Origin of the sequence: Oceanobacillus locisalsi (assembly GCF_042675985.1) — a bacterium.
Taxonomy (GTDB): domain Bacteria; phylum Bacillota; class Bacilli; order Bacillales; family Amphibacillaceae; genus Oceanobacillus; species Oceanobacillus locisalsi.
Window position 1 is genome coordinate 96,123 of sequence record NZ_JBHTKK010000009.1, and the last position, 15,932, is coordinate 112,054.

Sequence of the window (15,932 nt, forward strand, 5' to 3'; positions counted from 1 at the left end):
GTTAATTGGATGCTCTGGAAACGTATTTTCCATCTGAAGTATTAATAACAAGAACATCTCCTTCATTCACGAAGAAAGGAACTTGTACGATAAGTCCTGTTTCCATTGTAGCAGGCTTCGAACCGCCGCTTGCGGTATCCCCTTTTATTCCAGGTTCTGTTTCGGTTACGGCAAGTTCTACATTATTCGGAAGTTCTACTCCGATAATTTCACTTTCATAGCTGATTACGGAAACTTCCATATTTTCTTTAATGAATTTCAATTTTTCTCTAATTTGTTCCTCAGGAATTTCAAGCTGTTCATACGTCAAAGTATTCATAAACGCATGTCTGTCGCCCGAGGCGTATAAATATTGCATCTTATTATTTTCAATATGCGCTTTACCTACTTTTTCACCTGCACGGAATGTTCTTTCTTGAATGTTTCCGTTACGTAAATTACGAAGCTTTGAACGGACAAATGCCGCCCCTTTCCCCGGTTTTACATGTTGAAATTCAACCACTTGCCAGATATCATTCTCTACTTCAATGGTTAGACCTGTTTTAAAATCGTTTACTGAAATCATATTTTTCCTCCTGTATCCTTATTAATGGGAATCCCTCTTTAAAGTTGTATTAATTCCTTTGAAGCGTATGTCAGCCGCTCATTGCCCTCTTCTGTAATGACAATATCGTCCTCAATACGGCATCCGCCTAATCCCGGAACATATATTCCCGGTTCAACTGTTACAACCATACCCGGTTTCAATACCGCGTCTGATCGAGGGGATAATCCTGGACCTTCATGCACTTCCATACCTAAAGCATGTCCTGTGGAATGGCCAAAACGCTCACCAAATCCTTTTTCCGTAATATAATCTCTGGTTAAAGCATCTGCCTCTTTTCCGGTCATTCCAGCTTTCGTTCCCTGTACACCACGAAGGTTCGCCTCTAATACTATATCATATATTTCCCGTAATTCTACAGAAATTTCTCCAACAGCCAATGTTCTTGTGATATCGGAACAATAACCGTTATATAATGCGCCGTAATCCAGCGTCACCAGCTCGCCTTCCTGAATTTTCTTCCCAGATGCCACACCATGCGGCAATGCAGACCGGTAACCTGAAGCGACAATCGTGTCAAAACTTGAAGAGGTTGCTCCCTGTCTGCGCATAAAAAATTCTAACTCATTGGATATGTCGATTTCTTGCACGCCTGGTTCAACAAAAGATTGAATGTGCGTGAATGCATCATCCGCAATTTTTGCCGCTTGTTTCATGATTTTCAACTCATCTGGTGTTTTAATCATCCGTAATGTTTCCAAGATGCCCTGTACAGGAACCAATTCCTGAGAAAATTGGCGTTGAAACGACTCAAATTGACTATAAGTTGTATAATCCTTCTCAAAAGCCAGTCTTTTTACACCAAGTTTGTCAAGTTGATTTGCAATCTCCTGAATCAGCCCTTGTTTATGTTCGATAATTTCAAAGTTTTCAGCCTGTTCAACTGCTTGTTCTGTGTAACGGAAATCTGTAATAAATAGAGCTTTGTCTGCAGTAATTAATGCTGCTCCGGACGTACCGGTAAAATTCGTAATATAGCGTCTGTTATAAGGACTGTCAATCAATATCGCATCCACTTTATTTTCTTCCAGCTTTTCACGTAAGCGGTCCATTTTCGTCAAAACGCTTCATCCTCTCCGAAATCTCAAGATTCATATGTCATTTTATCATATATAGATACATTTGAATAATCCCGGGAGAATGCTAACTATTTTTTATTTCCTCTTTCGTTTTCTCCGATTCCATATAATCATAAGAGATAGAATAACCGATAAATGTGCCGTATAAAATAAATAAACATATCGTTGTCACCCACGTATTGACAGACCATTCCATCACTGCAGGAATATCATCAAATATCGGACGGAATAAAAGAAACAAAAGCACCCATAAAATAAGACCGTACAATATCCCAGCCCACATATGCTTTATCTTTTTGAAAATAAAATAATATACAAACGCCACAAGCAAAGAGAGGACTCCTGCCAAAATCGTTGTAAAGAAAATGCCTAACCATGTATCTGTCCAAGCGTCAGATACCCAGGAAGTCAGCAGATAACTTTTAGGCTCCACCTCCAAAAAATTAAAATAATACATCACACTCGCAAGTAAGCTGAAGCTAACCCCGCCTACAAAACCCGTATACATTGATTTTGTTAACACAGATTCTTCGTTATCATTTATTTGTTGTTTCTTTGACATACGTCTCATTGTCAACCACCTCCAATCTTTAGTATGACCAAATATGGAATCTGGTATGACAAAGCGAAACTTTATACAGCGGAGAGAACATAAAAGCGAAAGAGCAAACGCTACATGATGTTCTTTCGTTTTAACCATTCTTCCCGTTAGAATAACGTCGAGGAAATAAATCAGTAGATGATGGATTGCCAGACATCCAGAGAACACGGCAATAAAAATATATTTCTGCTTGACTATGGGAATATATTTATTAAAAGCGGGAATAAATAAGTAATAGAGAAGGAAATGTTTACAGAAGATGATAACTTCTTTTCCTGCACACATTTTACAGAGCAATGGATGGAAAAGAAGTCCCTTTACAGGACTACACAGGCACAATATGATAAAATAAAAGCATAAATAATGCGTGAGGAAGGAGGATTTCAATTGAAAAATAAAGCAGTATCTATTTTCGTCTATGTCATTATTGCTTTTGCGGCTTTCGGTTTGATATCCCAGCTTTTTGGAAATACAGCCGCATTTCTCTCCAGACTATTGATTTCTATCGGAATAGGGGCAGCTATCTTTGGATTGGTTTATTTCTTTCTCATACGCAAACGGCAGCCTTCTGGAAAACAACGGGATAATATGAAAAAATACAAGCAGGCTGTAAAACAATCAAAATCCAAATACAGCCACAAACAGCCTGTCAAAACAGGCGGATCCAGCTATCAGAAAACCAATCCAAAGAAAAGAAATCCTAAAAAAGCAAGTCATTTACGTGTCATCGAAGGAAACAAAACAAAGAAAAAGAACCGCGTTTCTTCTTAAAAACAGATATATGATGCAGTAACAGGAGCTTGCATGGTAAGCTCCTTTTTTTATTATCCGTTTTCCAAACGTATGCAGACAAATCCATTTTTGAATGCGTTTTCTCAATTATATATAATGTTTTATTAAGCTGTAAAGTTAAATCTATCCGCTCCAGGTACGCAAAAATTTCTCACTGGATTCTTTTCCGATTAGTCGCAGCCTTTCCCTGCTTTCCGCTGTGATATCAAAATTCATGGAATTTTGTTCTGGAGCAGCAACAAAAATAATATGATCTGCTTGCTGCTTTGAGATATACCGATTGTCATGCGCCTGCTTCATCGTCGCAAAAAGGGCCGGAAACATTTGGAGGGCATTTTGAATTTTACGAGGTTCCAACGACGCAGAAGGATCTGTTAATTTCACACCAATCACCGGACGAGGCTGCTTTTTTGCCTCTTCGGAAAAAACCCATAATGGGAAATTACTCAGTAAACCGCCGTCAACGATGACGCTTTTTTCTTTTTTTCTGCCTTGCAGCCTTTTCGGCATAAAAAAATATGGGAATCCAGCGCTCATACGAATAGCAGCAGCCACAGAGAACGTGTCCGGATGCAGTCCATAAACACGCTCCAGGTCATCCGGCAGCACAACCAATTTACCTAGCGATAAATCACTAGCGACCACCTTTAATGAACCGGATTTCAAATCACTAAATTGATAGACGCCCTTCCTGGCAAGAATATCCTGCAGCCATACTTCCAGCTGTTCTCCCTTATATAATCCTAATTGAAAGTAAAGAAACAGCCATTTCGTTACCGGCAATACCTTTGATAAAAGCGGCGGATCGGCTAATTTCTCAACATCCAGTGTTTTCATGATATGTTTAATATCTTCATAATGGTAACCTGCAGCTAATAGCCCTGCTACAATTGCTCCTGCAGAAGTCCCTGCAGCACGCTCTACCTGCAGATTTTTCTCTTGCCAAGACTCTAAAACACCGACATAAGCAAATCCTTTCACGCCCCCGCCCGAAAACACAGCATCAATTTTCATCCTATCGCTCCATCCTGTATAGGTGCTTATTGATTTATACGCTTATCAGCTTGTTTATTATGCTTGCCGATTTATGATACAGGATGGCAGGAACTTTCGATAAGAATGTTTTCCATAACACATAAAAGCACATTGGTTATCTATAGATTTGTATGAAAACACAATTAAAAAACCAGTTATTCCTTGAACAACTGGCTATGCTTTATTTGCTTCACTTGTTTTCTGTAAATCATTTCTACGCTGCTCATCTTCTTTAAAATAAGCAACAACATCTGCTATCCTGTCAATGGAATTCCAACTGAGATGGTGCTCAATCCCTTCGACATCATCATATATATGTTCTTCATTCACGCCAATTAACTCCAGAAAGTCTTCCAGCAGTTCGTGTCTAAAAACAAGACGTTCCCCTATTTTTTTACCTTTTGATGTCAACACAAATCCACGATATTTTTCATAGTCTAAATAATTATCCTTGTCCAATTTCTGTACCATCTTCGTGACGGAAGAAGGATGTACTTCTAACGCCTCTGCAATGGATGAAACTCTGGCGTATCCTTTGGCTTCCATTAAATTATAAATAATTTCAATATAGTCTTCCATGCTTGGTGTTGGCATAAAAAGCTCCTTTCTCTGTTTGGTCACAAGGAAACAAAATCAATCCTTCAATAAAAACGTTAATTTTTTTTATCAAAGGAAACTTTTTTTCTAAATTAATCATAGCTTATTTTTCTAAAAAACTCAAGCCATTATTCTTTATATAGCACATACATTGCAAACATGTTTTTTTGAGCCCATGGCATACCAGAAACGGCTGATGAATTTTTTCTGAAAAGAAAACAGCCTGATATCATCAGCAATGACGATATCAGGCTGCAGCAGTAATTTTTGTGTCTCTTTGTTCCTTAACAAGAGATTATAATACGTTTTTTGTTTTACAAACCACATTTCAATTGTGCTCCGCAGCTGGTGCACGTATTACAGCCGCCGATGTCTTTCACGCTTCCTTCCCGGCATACAGGACATGTATCCCCGACCTCGGAACCGATTGTTACATTCGTTTTATCTAATTCCTGAATAGTATCCATCAGCACAATTTTTTTATCTTCTTGCTCATTCGGGAACAATTCGGTTTGTTCTCCGGTTTGAGTATCTTCTGCTTTTAAAGTTAAGACTTGCGTATCTCTGCTTCCGTCCACATAGACAGTACCGCCTTTTGCTCCGCCATTATACAACCGGCGATATACACTTTCTACCTGATCAACGGTATATCCTTTCGGTGCATTTACCGTTTTGGAAATGGAACTGTCTACCCAGCGCTGGATGATACATTGTGTATCCGCATGGGCTTCAGGACTTAAATCCATGGCAGTAACAAACCAATCTGGCAAGTCCTGATCGGCTGCTTCGGGATGCTCCTCTAAATACTCCTCGACAATATCCGCTTTTACTTCAATAAATTTGCCTAATCGCCCGCTTCTGTAGTAAGAAAATGAGAAGTATGGCTCAAGACCTGTACTTACTCCGACCATCGTACCGGTACTTCCAGTTGGAGCGACCGTCAGCAGATGTGAGTTTCGGATACCATGCTCTAACACACCTTCTCGAATATCTGCAGGCATTTTTTGCATATACCCTGTTTGAATAAAACGTTCCCGAAGTGTTTTTGTTTCTTTCTCTGTTTCCCCTACCAAGAACGGGAAACTGCCTTTTTCTTTTGCTAACTCAATGGAAGTACGGTAGGCAGTAGTTGCAATTACTTCAAACACTTGATCCACAAGTTTATTTCCTTCTTCTGATCCGTAAGCTGTCTCACAATAAATTAATAGGTCATGCAACCCCATCACGCCTAAGCCGACACGTCTTTCGCCTAAAGCCTGCTTTCTGTTTTCGGAAAGAAAATACGGTGTTGCATCAATCACATTATCCTGCATCCGGACACCGGTCTCCACGGTGTCTTTTAACTTTTCTACATGGACGGTCTTGGTTTTCTTATCTGCCATTTCCGCCAGATTAACAGCGGCTAGGTTACAAACAGAAAATGGCGCAAGCGGCTGTTCTCCGCATGGGTTTGTGGCAACGATTTGCTGACCGTACGCTTTCGCATTTGTCATATCATTGGCATTATCAATAAAGAAAATGCCCGGTTCTGCGGAATAAGTTGCACAGATATTGATTAAGTTCCACAGTTCTTTCGCTCTTACTTTCCGATACACACGAACGCCATAGCCCATTTCTTCCCACTTACGGACATCTCCCGCTTCATGCCACTGCTCGTTATAAGCTTTCATTTCTTCCGGGGTATAATTTTCTACATCAGGGAAGCGCAGCTCATAATCCGCATCTTGTTCTACGGCCTCCATAAATTCTTTGGTAATGCAGACAGAAATATTAGCACCTGCCAGAAATTCCGGGTTATGAACGGAATAAGTTCCTCCATCTCGCAGCTTATCTGTTGCTTGTTTCATGGCAGCATCCGTAAAACCGCCTTGGCCGGGGATCGCCTTATAATTCACAATTCCCTGATACAAATCAAATTCCGTTTCTGTTAAAGGGGTAAACTTTAATTTTTCATTGGCCAGCTGCTTCATTTGCTCGTCCTCTGTATTTTCTATCAGATAGCGCAAAATACGCGGATTCTGCATTTTAGAAATAATAAATTCTACAATATCCGGGTGCGAATCGACGAGCATAATCATTTGTGCACCACGTCTGGAACCGCCCTGTTCAACCAGATTCGTCAATTTGGCAATATCATCCAGCCAGGAGACACTTCCTGAAGATTTACCATTGACCCCTCTGGCCAGTGTATTCCGCGGCCTTAATGTGGAACCGTTTGTCCCTACACCGCCGCCGCGCGACATAATTTCCATTACCTGTTTACGATGATCGGAAATGCCTTCGCGTGAATCTTTTACAAACGGCATCACATAGCAATTAAAATAGGTTACATCTGTGTCCGCACCTGCACCATACAGAACACGGCCTGCCGGTATAAAGTTCATAGAAACCAATTGATTATAGAAAGCATCAAATGATGCGTTTTTTCTCTCTTGCGTTTCTTCTACTTCTGCAAGTCCGGTCGCATTTCTTTTAGCAATTTGTTCATAATAAATTTCCAGCGGTTTCTCGATAACATCAAGTGAACGTGTAATCACACCGGTTTCCCGCTCTTCTTCCTGATCTAAAACACCAGTATAATCCGAGTCAACAGCTACTTCTGCCTTGTTATCTTCCCAATTTATATCTATAATAAATCCAAGACCCCGTGCTGGAAATTTAGGATCTGCTTTTACGGTTAAAACGACAAAATCACCTTTTTTTAATGTTTTTTTCTCCGTATCTTTATATGCATATCGATCCAGCATGACTAGCCGAGATACACCTTGATGGGTGATATGCATTTCTTTAGTAATTGGATGAACAGCGTCGAAATTTTTGATATCTTCATTAAGCATATCTGTATTTATTTGTCTTAATGATTTTACATGGGTAGTCAATATGATCGCTCCTTGTCTTACAATTGATTACTTCTCATTTTATCATACCCCGCCCTCCCGAAACAATATATAGTATTCATTTCATTAATTAGACACAATATATAGTTAATTATCAGAATAAAAAATCATTTTACTGCGAACGCTATTCATTTTTTGACTCTCCTTCAGAGGAGAAAAAGCGTTACTTTAGCTATTTTGTTAGAATAGCTACCGGCTTGCTAAATAAAAACTTTGAAAAATAAAATCACTACCCATATAATAAAGATGTAGAATATAAAGATAGACGGGGGAAATAAAATGACGTTTTTACTCATTGCTCTAGTTGTTTTACTTGCGATTGCTATTTTTCGCTACTATAGACAACGCACTTATTTACACGTACTGACAGAAGATCAATTTATAGAAGGTTACCGGAAAGCACAACTAATTGATGTACGCGAGCCGCAGGAATTTGACAAAGGGCATATTCTGGGAGCACGCAATATACCGGTTACTCAAATGAAACAAAGACTGGTCGAATTACGGAAGGACAAGCCTGTATATCTGTATTGCCAAAACAGCACCCGTTCCGCAAGAGCTGCTCAGTTGCTGCATAAAAAAGGATTTACAGATATTTATCAGCTTAAAGGCGGATTTAAAAAATGGACCGGAAAGATTAAAACGAAAAAATAAATAATAAGAAAGTTATGTGCTTTCATATAAAGTGAAACTTCCTTCAGTGGGGAGGTTCTTTCATCCCCACTGAAGTTTAGTTGAACGAATCGGGCCGTTACTGGCTGTTGGATCTCCCACTTACAATTTTCGATTTTTCTCTATTTTTAAAGTGGGAGTCTTATAGCCAGTTACACTGCGATAAAAAAACTGATTCAGGACAAATTCTGAATCAGTTTTTTATTATTACGCAACTTTTGCACTATGAAAAGTAACTTCCTTTCCATACATCTGTTGACTAGGATGAGAAGATAAAGTGTAAGTTGACCGCTGCGGCGGACCGTTTTGCTTTCCTAGGGGCACGCTCTTCAGCTAACTTTTGCCAAGAAGAGCACTTGGCAAAAGGGCATCTTCAGATGGTACTGATCCCTCAGGAGACAAAACGGGCCGCCTCCGCTAGTGGGATATTCTATACGATTGACATAGCTGAACAAATTAATGATTATTTATTGAGGCTACAAAGCGATTCTTTCATCTCACTTCATCAAGATGTTATTTCTTCCATCCGCTGCAGAATCCTATCAGAGCGCAGGCCAACCACGGAGACTCCTATGGGAACAGGGCGAGCTGAAGATCCACTTGAAAAGCGGGTTTCTTTTCAAGTTAGCTGAAGCCGTCCCCATGGAAAGCGGAGTGGTTGGCCGGAGCGGTTGCTATACATCATATCAAAAGGATGAATTAACTCAAAGAGAGCATGATAATAGAGAGCCTGTTCATCCTGGAACAGCAAGGTTTATATATTTTTTCTTAGATGCGAAAGTTGAGATATTATTTACGTGTTCTCATAACGCAGAATGGGTTTACGTGCTGCTGTTGCTTCGTCCATCCGCTTTACGATTGTATGATGCGGCGCTTCCTGGACAATTTCCGGTTCCTCTTCTGCTTCTTTTGCAATTCGGGTCATAATGTCCACAAAAGAATCAAGCGTTTCTTTCGATTCGGTTTCTGTTGGCTCTACCATCATTCCCTCTTCTACATTCAATGGAAAATAAATGGTTGGCGGATGAACATCAAAATCCAACAGTCTTTTCGCCATATCTAACGTACGAACGCCCAATTTTTTCTGAATGCTTCCTGACAATACAAATTCATGCTTACAATGCTGCGGATAAGGCAGCTGAAATACCTTTTCCAATTTGCGCATCAAATAATTTGCATTGAGTACGGCATATTCACTAACCTTTTTCAGGCCTTCTGCACCCATCGTCCGAATATACGTATACGCTCGCAGGTTAATACCAAAATTCCCATAAAACGGTTTGACCCGGCCGATAGACTGTGGCATGTCATAATCAAAGCGAAAGGTATCTTGTTCCTTTATAATTAATGGTTTTGGCAAATAAGCTGCCAGCTCCTTGCTCACTCCTACCGGTCCTGATCCTGGACCCCCGCCGCCATGAGGACCCGTAAACGTTTTATGAAGATTTAAATGTACCGCATCAAACCCCATGTCTCCCGGTCTTACATAGCCCATAATTGCATTCAAATTAGCACCGTCATAGTATAGTTTTCCGCCGGCTCCATGAATAATTTCAGCCATTTCTAAAATATCTTTTTCAAATAACCCTAACGTATTCGGATTCGTAAGCATTAATGCCGCTGTATCATCTCCGGTAACACGGCGTAAATCATCCAAATCTACAAGTCCTTCTGCATTCGATTTTACAGTAACAGCCTCAAATCCCGCCACTGCTGCAGATGCCGGATTCGTTCCATGCGCAGAATCCGGTACAATGACTTTCGTACGATGATCATCTCCATTGGCTTCATGAAAGGCGCGAATCATCATTAATGCAGTCCATTCTCCTTGTGCGCCAGCTGATGACTGCAGCGATACCTCATGCATGCCGGTAATTTCTTTTAAGGACTCCTGCAAATCATAAAGCATTTCTAAAGCACCTTGTACTGTACTTGGATCCTGATAAGGATGAATATGACTAAAACCTTCCAGGCGGGCAATATCTTCATTGATTTTAGGATTATACTTCATCGTACAGGAACCGAGCGGATAGAAACCGGAATCAACCCCATAATTTCGGGATGCAAGGCCGGTATAATGGCGTATAATATCCAATTCACTTACTTCCGGAAGCTTTGGCGGTTCCTTGCGAATATAACGATCCTCTAACTCTTCTTCTAAATTAAAGGCTTCTATTTCCAGTTCCGGTAAACTGTAGCTCGTTCTTCCTGCTTTACCACGCTCAAATAATAACGGAAAATTTTTATCAGACATGCATATCCCCCAATTCTTCAGCAAATTGATTGATTTCTTGTTTGGTACGAATCTCTGTCACAGCGACTAGCATCTGGCCATGATAGGATGGGTCAACGTTTCCTAAATCAAAACCGCCGAGGAATCCTTTATCATGTAAAGCAGCATTCACTTTTGCAATGTCCTGATCGAGCTGAATCACAAATTCATTGAAAAATGAACCCTCATAAACAACAGCTAACCCCATCTCCTTTAATTTCTTTTTTGCATAACGGGCTTTCTGCATATTCAATTCCGCCATTTTCCGTATCCCATGCTTTCCGATGGAACTCATCGCAACGGCGCTGGCTAATGCATTTAATGCCTGATTAGAGCAAATATTAGACGTTGCTTTATCACGACGGATATGCTGTTCCCGTGCCTGCAAGGTCAACACATACCCTCTTGCCCCATTTTCATCTTTTGTCTCACCGACCAAGCGTCCGGGAACTTTTCGCATTAATTTTTTACTTGTTGCAAAATAACCGCAGTGCGGACCGCCAAATTGGGCGGGAATACCAAACACCTGTGTGTCACCGGTTACAATATCAGCGCCGAACTCTCCCGGGGGCGTCAAATAGCCGAGTGCCAATGGATTACTGGAAACAATCAACATCGTTTTTTCCTGATCTTCTAATAGTTTCTGAATCGATTCCATTGGCTCAATCTGTCCTAAAAAGTTTGGATATTGAACAACAACCCCTGCAATCTCGTCATGCAGTAATGCTTCTAAACGAGTAAGATCTGTTGTGCCATTATTTAATGGAATCGGGATAATTTCCACTTCCTGTCCTTTGGCATAGGTTTGGATAACCTGCTGATATTCCGGATGAACAGCGTCCGATACCAGCACTTTCTTTCGCTTCGTCTGCGCTGCACTTAAATTTACAGCTTCTGCTAAAGCCGTCCCCCCGTCATACATGGAAGAGTTGGCAATCGGTAAAGCCGTCAGCTCAGAAATCATGGTCTGGAATTCAAAGATAGCCTGTAATTCTCCCTGGGAAACTTCCGGCTGATATGGCGTATAAGCTGTATAGAATTCTGATTTTGAAATAACATGGTCTACAATCGAAGGAATGTAATGATCATAGACACCCGCTCCAAGAAAAGATACAACATCCTTGGTTGATGTATTTTTATTTGCCATCGCTGTCAATTCCCTGGACAGGGCAAATTCATTCATCGGTGCTTTTAAATTCAATTCTGTCTGCAAGCGGACACTGCTTGGAATATCAGCAAATAACGCCTCCGTATCCTTGATTCCGATTACATCCAACATTTCCTGTTTATCTTCCTTTGTCATCGGTAAATAACGAAACTCCATTTGTTCTCCCCCTTATTTGTTGCGCTGATAAAATGGTGTCTTGACTAATTTCGCTTTTAAGCGCCGCTTGCGGACTTGGATTTCCACTTCTGTTCCAATTTCTGCGAATGCGGATTGAACCAGCGCTAAACCAATATTTTTGTTGAGTGTCGGTGATTGTGTGCCGGAAGTAATAAAACCAATTTCATCCTCGCCATGAAATACAGGATACCCGTGTCTCGGAATTCCTTTATCAATCATTTCAATTCCAGCAAGCTGTCTCTCCATTCCATTATTTGCTTGTCGTTCAAGTGCATCTTTACCAATAAAATCTGTGTCTTTATTCAGCTTCACGGCAAAACCTAAACCTGCTTCCAACGGCGAAATGTCCGCTGATAACTCTTGGCCATATAATGCAAGATTCGCTTCAAACCGGAGTGTATCCCTTGCACCCAAACCAATCGGCTGTATTCCTTCTTCATTTCCCTTTTCTAATAAAAGATGCCACAAATCTTCACCATTTTCGGAATTTAAATAAATTTCAAATCCGTCCTCTCCTGTATAACCGGTTCTTGAAATCAAAGCCTTTCCATTTATCCCTTCTATCACGACATCTTTTTTAAAACGAAAGAAAGATATGGTATGCAACGGTTCATCAACAACTTTTTGTAAAATTTGCTCTGCTTTCGGCCCTTGCAATGCTAATTGCGCATAATTTTCCGTTTTATTTTCTATAATGACATCTGCATGGAAAAAATGATTTTGTTCCTGCAGCCATGCAAAGTCTTTTTCCGTATTCGCTGCATTCACAACTAGCAAGTATTCATTTTCTGCAAGCATATAGACAATGAAATCATCGACCGTTCCGCCATCCTCATAGCACATCATTGTGTATTGTGCCTTATTTGGTACAAGCTTGGTCACATCATTTGTGCATACCGTCTGTAAAAAATGCCTGCTCTCTGATCCACTTACCAAAATCTCCCCCATATGCGATACATCAAACAGACCGGCTTTTGTCCGCACCGCTTCGTGCTCCTCCTTGATACCTGAAAACTGGACCGGCAAATCCCATCCGCCGAAATCAATCGTTTTGGCAACCCTTTCATAAGCAGGGAAAATAGGTGTACGCTTTAATTCACTCATCGACTTCTCTCCTTTTCAAATCTGGTGGTGAAACAAAGAAATGGATTTTTTGCACAAAAATAGAGACTCCTACACTTAAGAAGTCTCTGTCCGCAAACCAGAAAGTTGCATATCCACATGACTGATAAATGTGAATACTTGCTTCGTGGGTGGTTTATAAGCACGAAAACTTATAAACACTCTCCAGAGTAGCGTCCTACAAGAGTCTTTTTGCCTGAGAGATTCGCTCTTAACTTGCTCCTTCGGCGTTACATAGCATGTAAGCTCTCCCCTTGTACTCATCCGCTGATTGAATATATGCATGTTGGTTATACTAAAGAATGTATAACATCCCATTCTATATATATGTTAGCAGGAAAATCTATTTGACAAAATTATATCATAAACGTTTCTGAAAAGTAATGAAAGCAACCTTATTTTACCCGAAAGGATGTGAATGGAAAATATGGATTCTATTCAAATTCGTCAGGACAATCAATTTATAAAGGACTTGGAAGCAGCATTTCGTGATGAAAATGGTTTAACCAATTGGGAACTTTTCCGGATGGCTTATCAAGCTGCCAATGTGATCAAACGGCCTTCTTTCAAAGGATTGCAAGCACTGGAATATTTGTCTCATTTGGATATTTTAGACCATCAATTACAAGCTGCGGAACAAGTGATTGAAACGATGCACGGCCGTGCCATTTTAGCAGATGAAGTAGGCCTTGGAAAAACAATTGAAGCCGGTCTTGTTTTAAAAGAATATATGGTCAGAGGCCTGGTTAAAAAGGCATTAATACTTGTTCCAGCTTCTCTCGTTAACCAGTGGGAAAAGGAATTAAATGAAAAGTTTTTCATTCCTGCTATTGCTTACCGGAAAAATTACAGTTGGGAGGACAATCCCATTATTATATCTTCTATTGATTCAGCTAAGCGTTCCCCACACCGGGAAGCTATCTTAGCGTTAGATTATGATTTCATTCTGGTAGATGAAGCACATAAATTAAAAAATGAGCAGACAAAAAACTATCAGTTTGTACAGGAATTAAAGAAAAAGTATTGTCTCTTATTAACAGCCACCCCGGTTCAGAATAAACTGCTGGAATTATTTAACCTTGTCAGTCTTTTAAAACCTGGACATTTAGGCAATTATAAAAGTTTCACAGAAAAATACGGAAAGGATCGCAAAAAAATGGAACAGGATCCTTATCTGAAGAAGCTTGTACAGCAGGTGATGGTTCGTAATACGAGAAAAGATACAACGTTAAACAATTCCAAAAGAAACATTGAAACAATCTGGACATCCCTCCCTGATAACTATCAGCAGGTTTACCAGCAATTAATGACGTTGTCTTTTGGGATGGCATCCTTTGCGAAAATCACTTATTTACGTGAGTTCTGTTCTTCCAGAGAAGCTTGTTTTACGTCTCTCATAAAATTAGGCAGCCATGAAAATCAGGAAGCTATCCAAGAAGTCATCCATCAGATTGAACAGCTGGAGCATCATCCAAAAGCCGAGGAATTAACCAAACTGATTCAATCACTGGATGGAGAAAAAGTGATTGTTTTTACAGAATATCGTGCCACCCAGTACTACTTACAATGGTATCTGCAGCAGCACGGCATCTCTTCTGTTCCTTTTCGCGGCGGATTTAAAAGAGGGAAAAAAGATTGGATGAAGCAATTATTTAAAGACCATGCCCAAGTGCTCATCGCTACAGAAGCTGGCGGAGAAGGGATTAACCTGCAATTTTGCCATCATCTGATTAATTATGATTTGCCTTGGAATCCGATGCGTTTGGAACAGCGGATTGGCCGTATCCACCGATTTGGTCAGGAATCGGATGTGCATATCTATAATATTGTCACCAAACAGACAATCGAGGAGCATGTATTGTCTATGCTTTATGAAAAAATAAATCTGTTTGAAAATGTGATTGGTAATTTGGACGCAATTTTAGCAGAGTTAAAAGTGGACAGTATGGAGAAAGAAATCGAATCGATTTATCAGGAATCCACCTCAGCAGGAGAAGTCCGCATTAAGCTCGACAACCTGGCTTCCGTTATGGAGCAGGCAAACTTGGAAATACAAAATGAGGAGCAGTATAAAGATGGAACAGCAAATTGATTTATCAGCTTTTCTCACCGATTATTTTGAAACCAAACACTGTACAATCCTTTCGAAAGAGAAAGGCCAAATCCATATCCAACTGACTGAAGAAATGGATAAAGAATTGATGAACCGCCCTTTCTATTGGCATTACATTAAAAAAATAGGACGAGAAGGAGAGCCTCAAGTACTTCGTCTGATTACAGACAAAGAAAAAGCAAGTGAACCCGGAGAATGGATACATTTCGGCAGTCCGAGGCTCCATCAAATTATGAATAAACTGATGGACAAAGAACGCTATACAAGGTTATTTGAACAAGTTCACACTTTAGATAACACCCCTTTGTACCCTTGGCTTGTATCGAATATCAAAATCAGCTACCGTGGCGCCCAGCATAAGGATGAGATATTTTCGATCGGTCTGCAGTTACTTCATGGACATATGTCTACAAACATGATGGACTATCTGGAGGCGGTCCCTCTCGATCGAACCATCTCCGATTATTGTTATACGCTTACGCCAATGATTCAGCCTCAAAGCGGGTTTTTGCGTATTCAGAATGTATTATTGCAACATGTACAAAATCAGGATAATGCTTGGGCTGCCGCTTCTATAAAACAATTGGAAACAGAGAAAACAACATTAAAGCATTTTTATGAAGATGAGCCTGATCATCCACGATATGTAGAAGAACTAGAGGCTCTGGAGAAACGATTCAAACCAACCATTACTTTTCAAGTGATTAATGGAGGCATTTTTTATTTAACAAACCGGCAGTTGGAATAAGAAGAACAAAGAAAATCCGGACTTATCTGAATTCTGATGAACGAATTCAAATAAG

13 protein-coding genes and 1 riboswitch are annotated in these 15,932 nt (G+C 40.2%); of the genes, 4 read left to right on the forward strand and 9 right to left on the reverse strand.

Translation table 11 applies throughout. From position 1 onward, the window contains the following. Position 1: 1 nt before the first annotated feature. The 3 genes from efp to ACFQ19_RS09320 all read right to left on the reverse strand — a co-directional run bounded on the left by efp (position 2) and on the right by ACFQ19_RS09320 (position 2,254). Positions 2-565: an elongation factor P gene (efp, locus tag ACFQ19_RS09310; protein WP_379591804.1), complete on the reverse strand. Its 564-nt coding sequence runs from the start codon at positions 563-565 to the stop codon at positions 2-4. A 38-nt stretch (positions 566-603) separates the two neighbouring features. Further along, on the reverse strand, positions 604-1,665 hold the full coding sequence (locus ACFQ19_RS09315) for a M24 family metallopeptidase (RefSeq protein WP_379591805.1): 1,062 nt from the start codon (positions 1,663-1,665) through the stop codon (positions 604-606). A gap of 82 nt (positions 1,666-1,747) precedes the next feature. After that, on the reverse strand, positions 1,748-2,254 hold the full coding sequence (locus tag ACFQ19_RS09320; RefSeq protein WP_379591806.1) for a YqhR family membrane protein: 507 nt from the start codon (positions 2,252-2,254) through the stop codon (positions 1,748-1,750). Positions 2,255-2,671: 417 nt separating this feature from the next. Here ACFQ19_RS09320 and ACFQ19_RS09325 point away from each other — a divergent pair, with 417 nt between their 5' ends. Further along, positions 2,672-3,055 (forward strand): SA1362 family protein, encoded by a 384-nt coding sequence (locus ACFQ19_RS09325; protein WP_379591807.1) that lies wholly within the window; start codon positions 2,672-2,674, stop codon positions 3,053-3,055. A 144-nt stretch (positions 3,056-3,199) separates the two neighbouring features. On the opposite strand, the gene ACFQ19_RS09330 is transcribed toward ACFQ19_RS09325, so the two are convergent. The 3 genes from ACFQ19_RS09330 to ACFQ19_RS09340 form a co-directional block, all read right to left on the reverse strand. Then, complete coding sequence (locus tag ACFQ19_RS09330; protein ID WP_379591808.1) at positions 3,200-4,090, reverse strand: patatin-like phospholipase family protein; 891 nt, start codon at positions 4,088-4,090, stop codon at positions 3,200-3,202. Between the two features lie 195 nt (positions 4,091-4,285). Beyond that, positions 4,286-4,705: a transcriptional regulator MntR gene (mntR, locus tag ACFQ19_RS09335; protein WP_379591809.1), complete on the reverse strand. Its 420-nt coding sequence runs from the start codon at positions 4,703-4,705 to the stop codon at positions 4,286-4,288. A gap of 317 nt (positions 4,706-5,022) precedes the next feature. Then, positions 5,023-7,545 (reverse strand): vitamin B12-dependent ribonucleotide reductase, encoded by a 2,523-nt coding sequence (locus tag ACFQ19_RS09340; RefSeq protein WP_379591845.1) that lies wholly within the window; start codon positions 7,543-7,545, stop codon positions 5,023-5,025. Between the two features lie 339 nt (positions 7,546-7,884). On the opposite strand from ACFQ19_RS09340, the gene ACFQ19_RS09345 reads away from it, so the two are divergent. Beyond that, on the forward strand, positions 7,885-8,259 hold the full coding sequence (locus ACFQ19_RS09345; RefSeq protein WP_379591810.1) for a rhodanese-like domain-containing protein: 375 nt from the start codon (positions 7,885-7,887) through the stop codon (positions 8,257-8,259). 811 nt (positions 8,260-9,070) lie between these two features. Here ACFQ19_RS09345 and gcvPB read toward each other — a convergent pair. The 3 genes from gcvPB to gcvT are packed head-to-tail and all read right to left on the reverse strand — an operon-like array spanning position 9,071 to position 12,998. Beyond that, positions 9,071-10,531, reverse strand: a complete 1,461-nt coding sequence (gene gcvPB / locus ACFQ19_RS09350) for an aminomethyl-transferring glycine dehydrogenase subunit GcvPB (RefSeq protein ID WP_379591811.1) — start codon at positions 10,529-10,531, stop codon at positions 9,071-9,073. After that, positions 10,524-11,873 (reverse strand): aminomethyl-transferring glycine dehydrogenase subunit GcvPA, encoded by a 1,350-nt coding sequence (gene gcvPA, locus ACFQ19_RS09355; protein ID WP_379591812.1) that lies wholly within the window; start codon positions 11,871-11,873, stop codon positions 10,524-10,526. Before gcvPA ends, gcvPB begins: the two co-directional genes overlap by 8 nt. A gap of 12 nt (positions 11,874-11,885) precedes the next feature. After that, positions 11,886-12,998, reverse strand: coding sequence for a glycine cleavage system aminomethyltransferase GcvT (gene gcvT, locus ACFQ19_RS09360; RefSeq protein ID WP_379591813.1), 1,113 nt, complete (start codon positions 12,996-12,998; stop codon positions 11,886-11,888). A 192-nt stretch (positions 12,999-13,190) separates the two neighbouring features. Next, a riboswitch (glycine riboswitch) is annotated at positions 13,191-13,280 on the reverse strand. Between the two features lie 163 nt (positions 13,281-13,443). Between gcvT and ACFQ19_RS09365 the strand changes: the two genes are divergently transcribed. Beyond that, the gene (locus ACFQ19_RS09365; protein WP_379591814.1) at positions 13,444-15,108 is read left to right on the forward strand and encodes a DEAD/DEAH box helicase; all 1,665 of its coding nucleotides are present in this window, start codon (positions 13,444-13,446) and stop codon (positions 15,106-15,108) included. Further along, positions 15,092-15,877: a YqhG family protein gene (locus tag ACFQ19_RS09370; RefSeq protein ID WP_379591815.1), complete on the forward strand. Its 786-nt coding sequence runs from the start codon at positions 15,092-15,094 to the stop codon at positions 15,875-15,877. The genes ACFQ19_RS09365 and ACFQ19_RS09370 overlap by 17 nt, the downstream gene beginning before the upstream one ends. Positions 15,878-15,932: the final 55 nt, after the last annotated feature.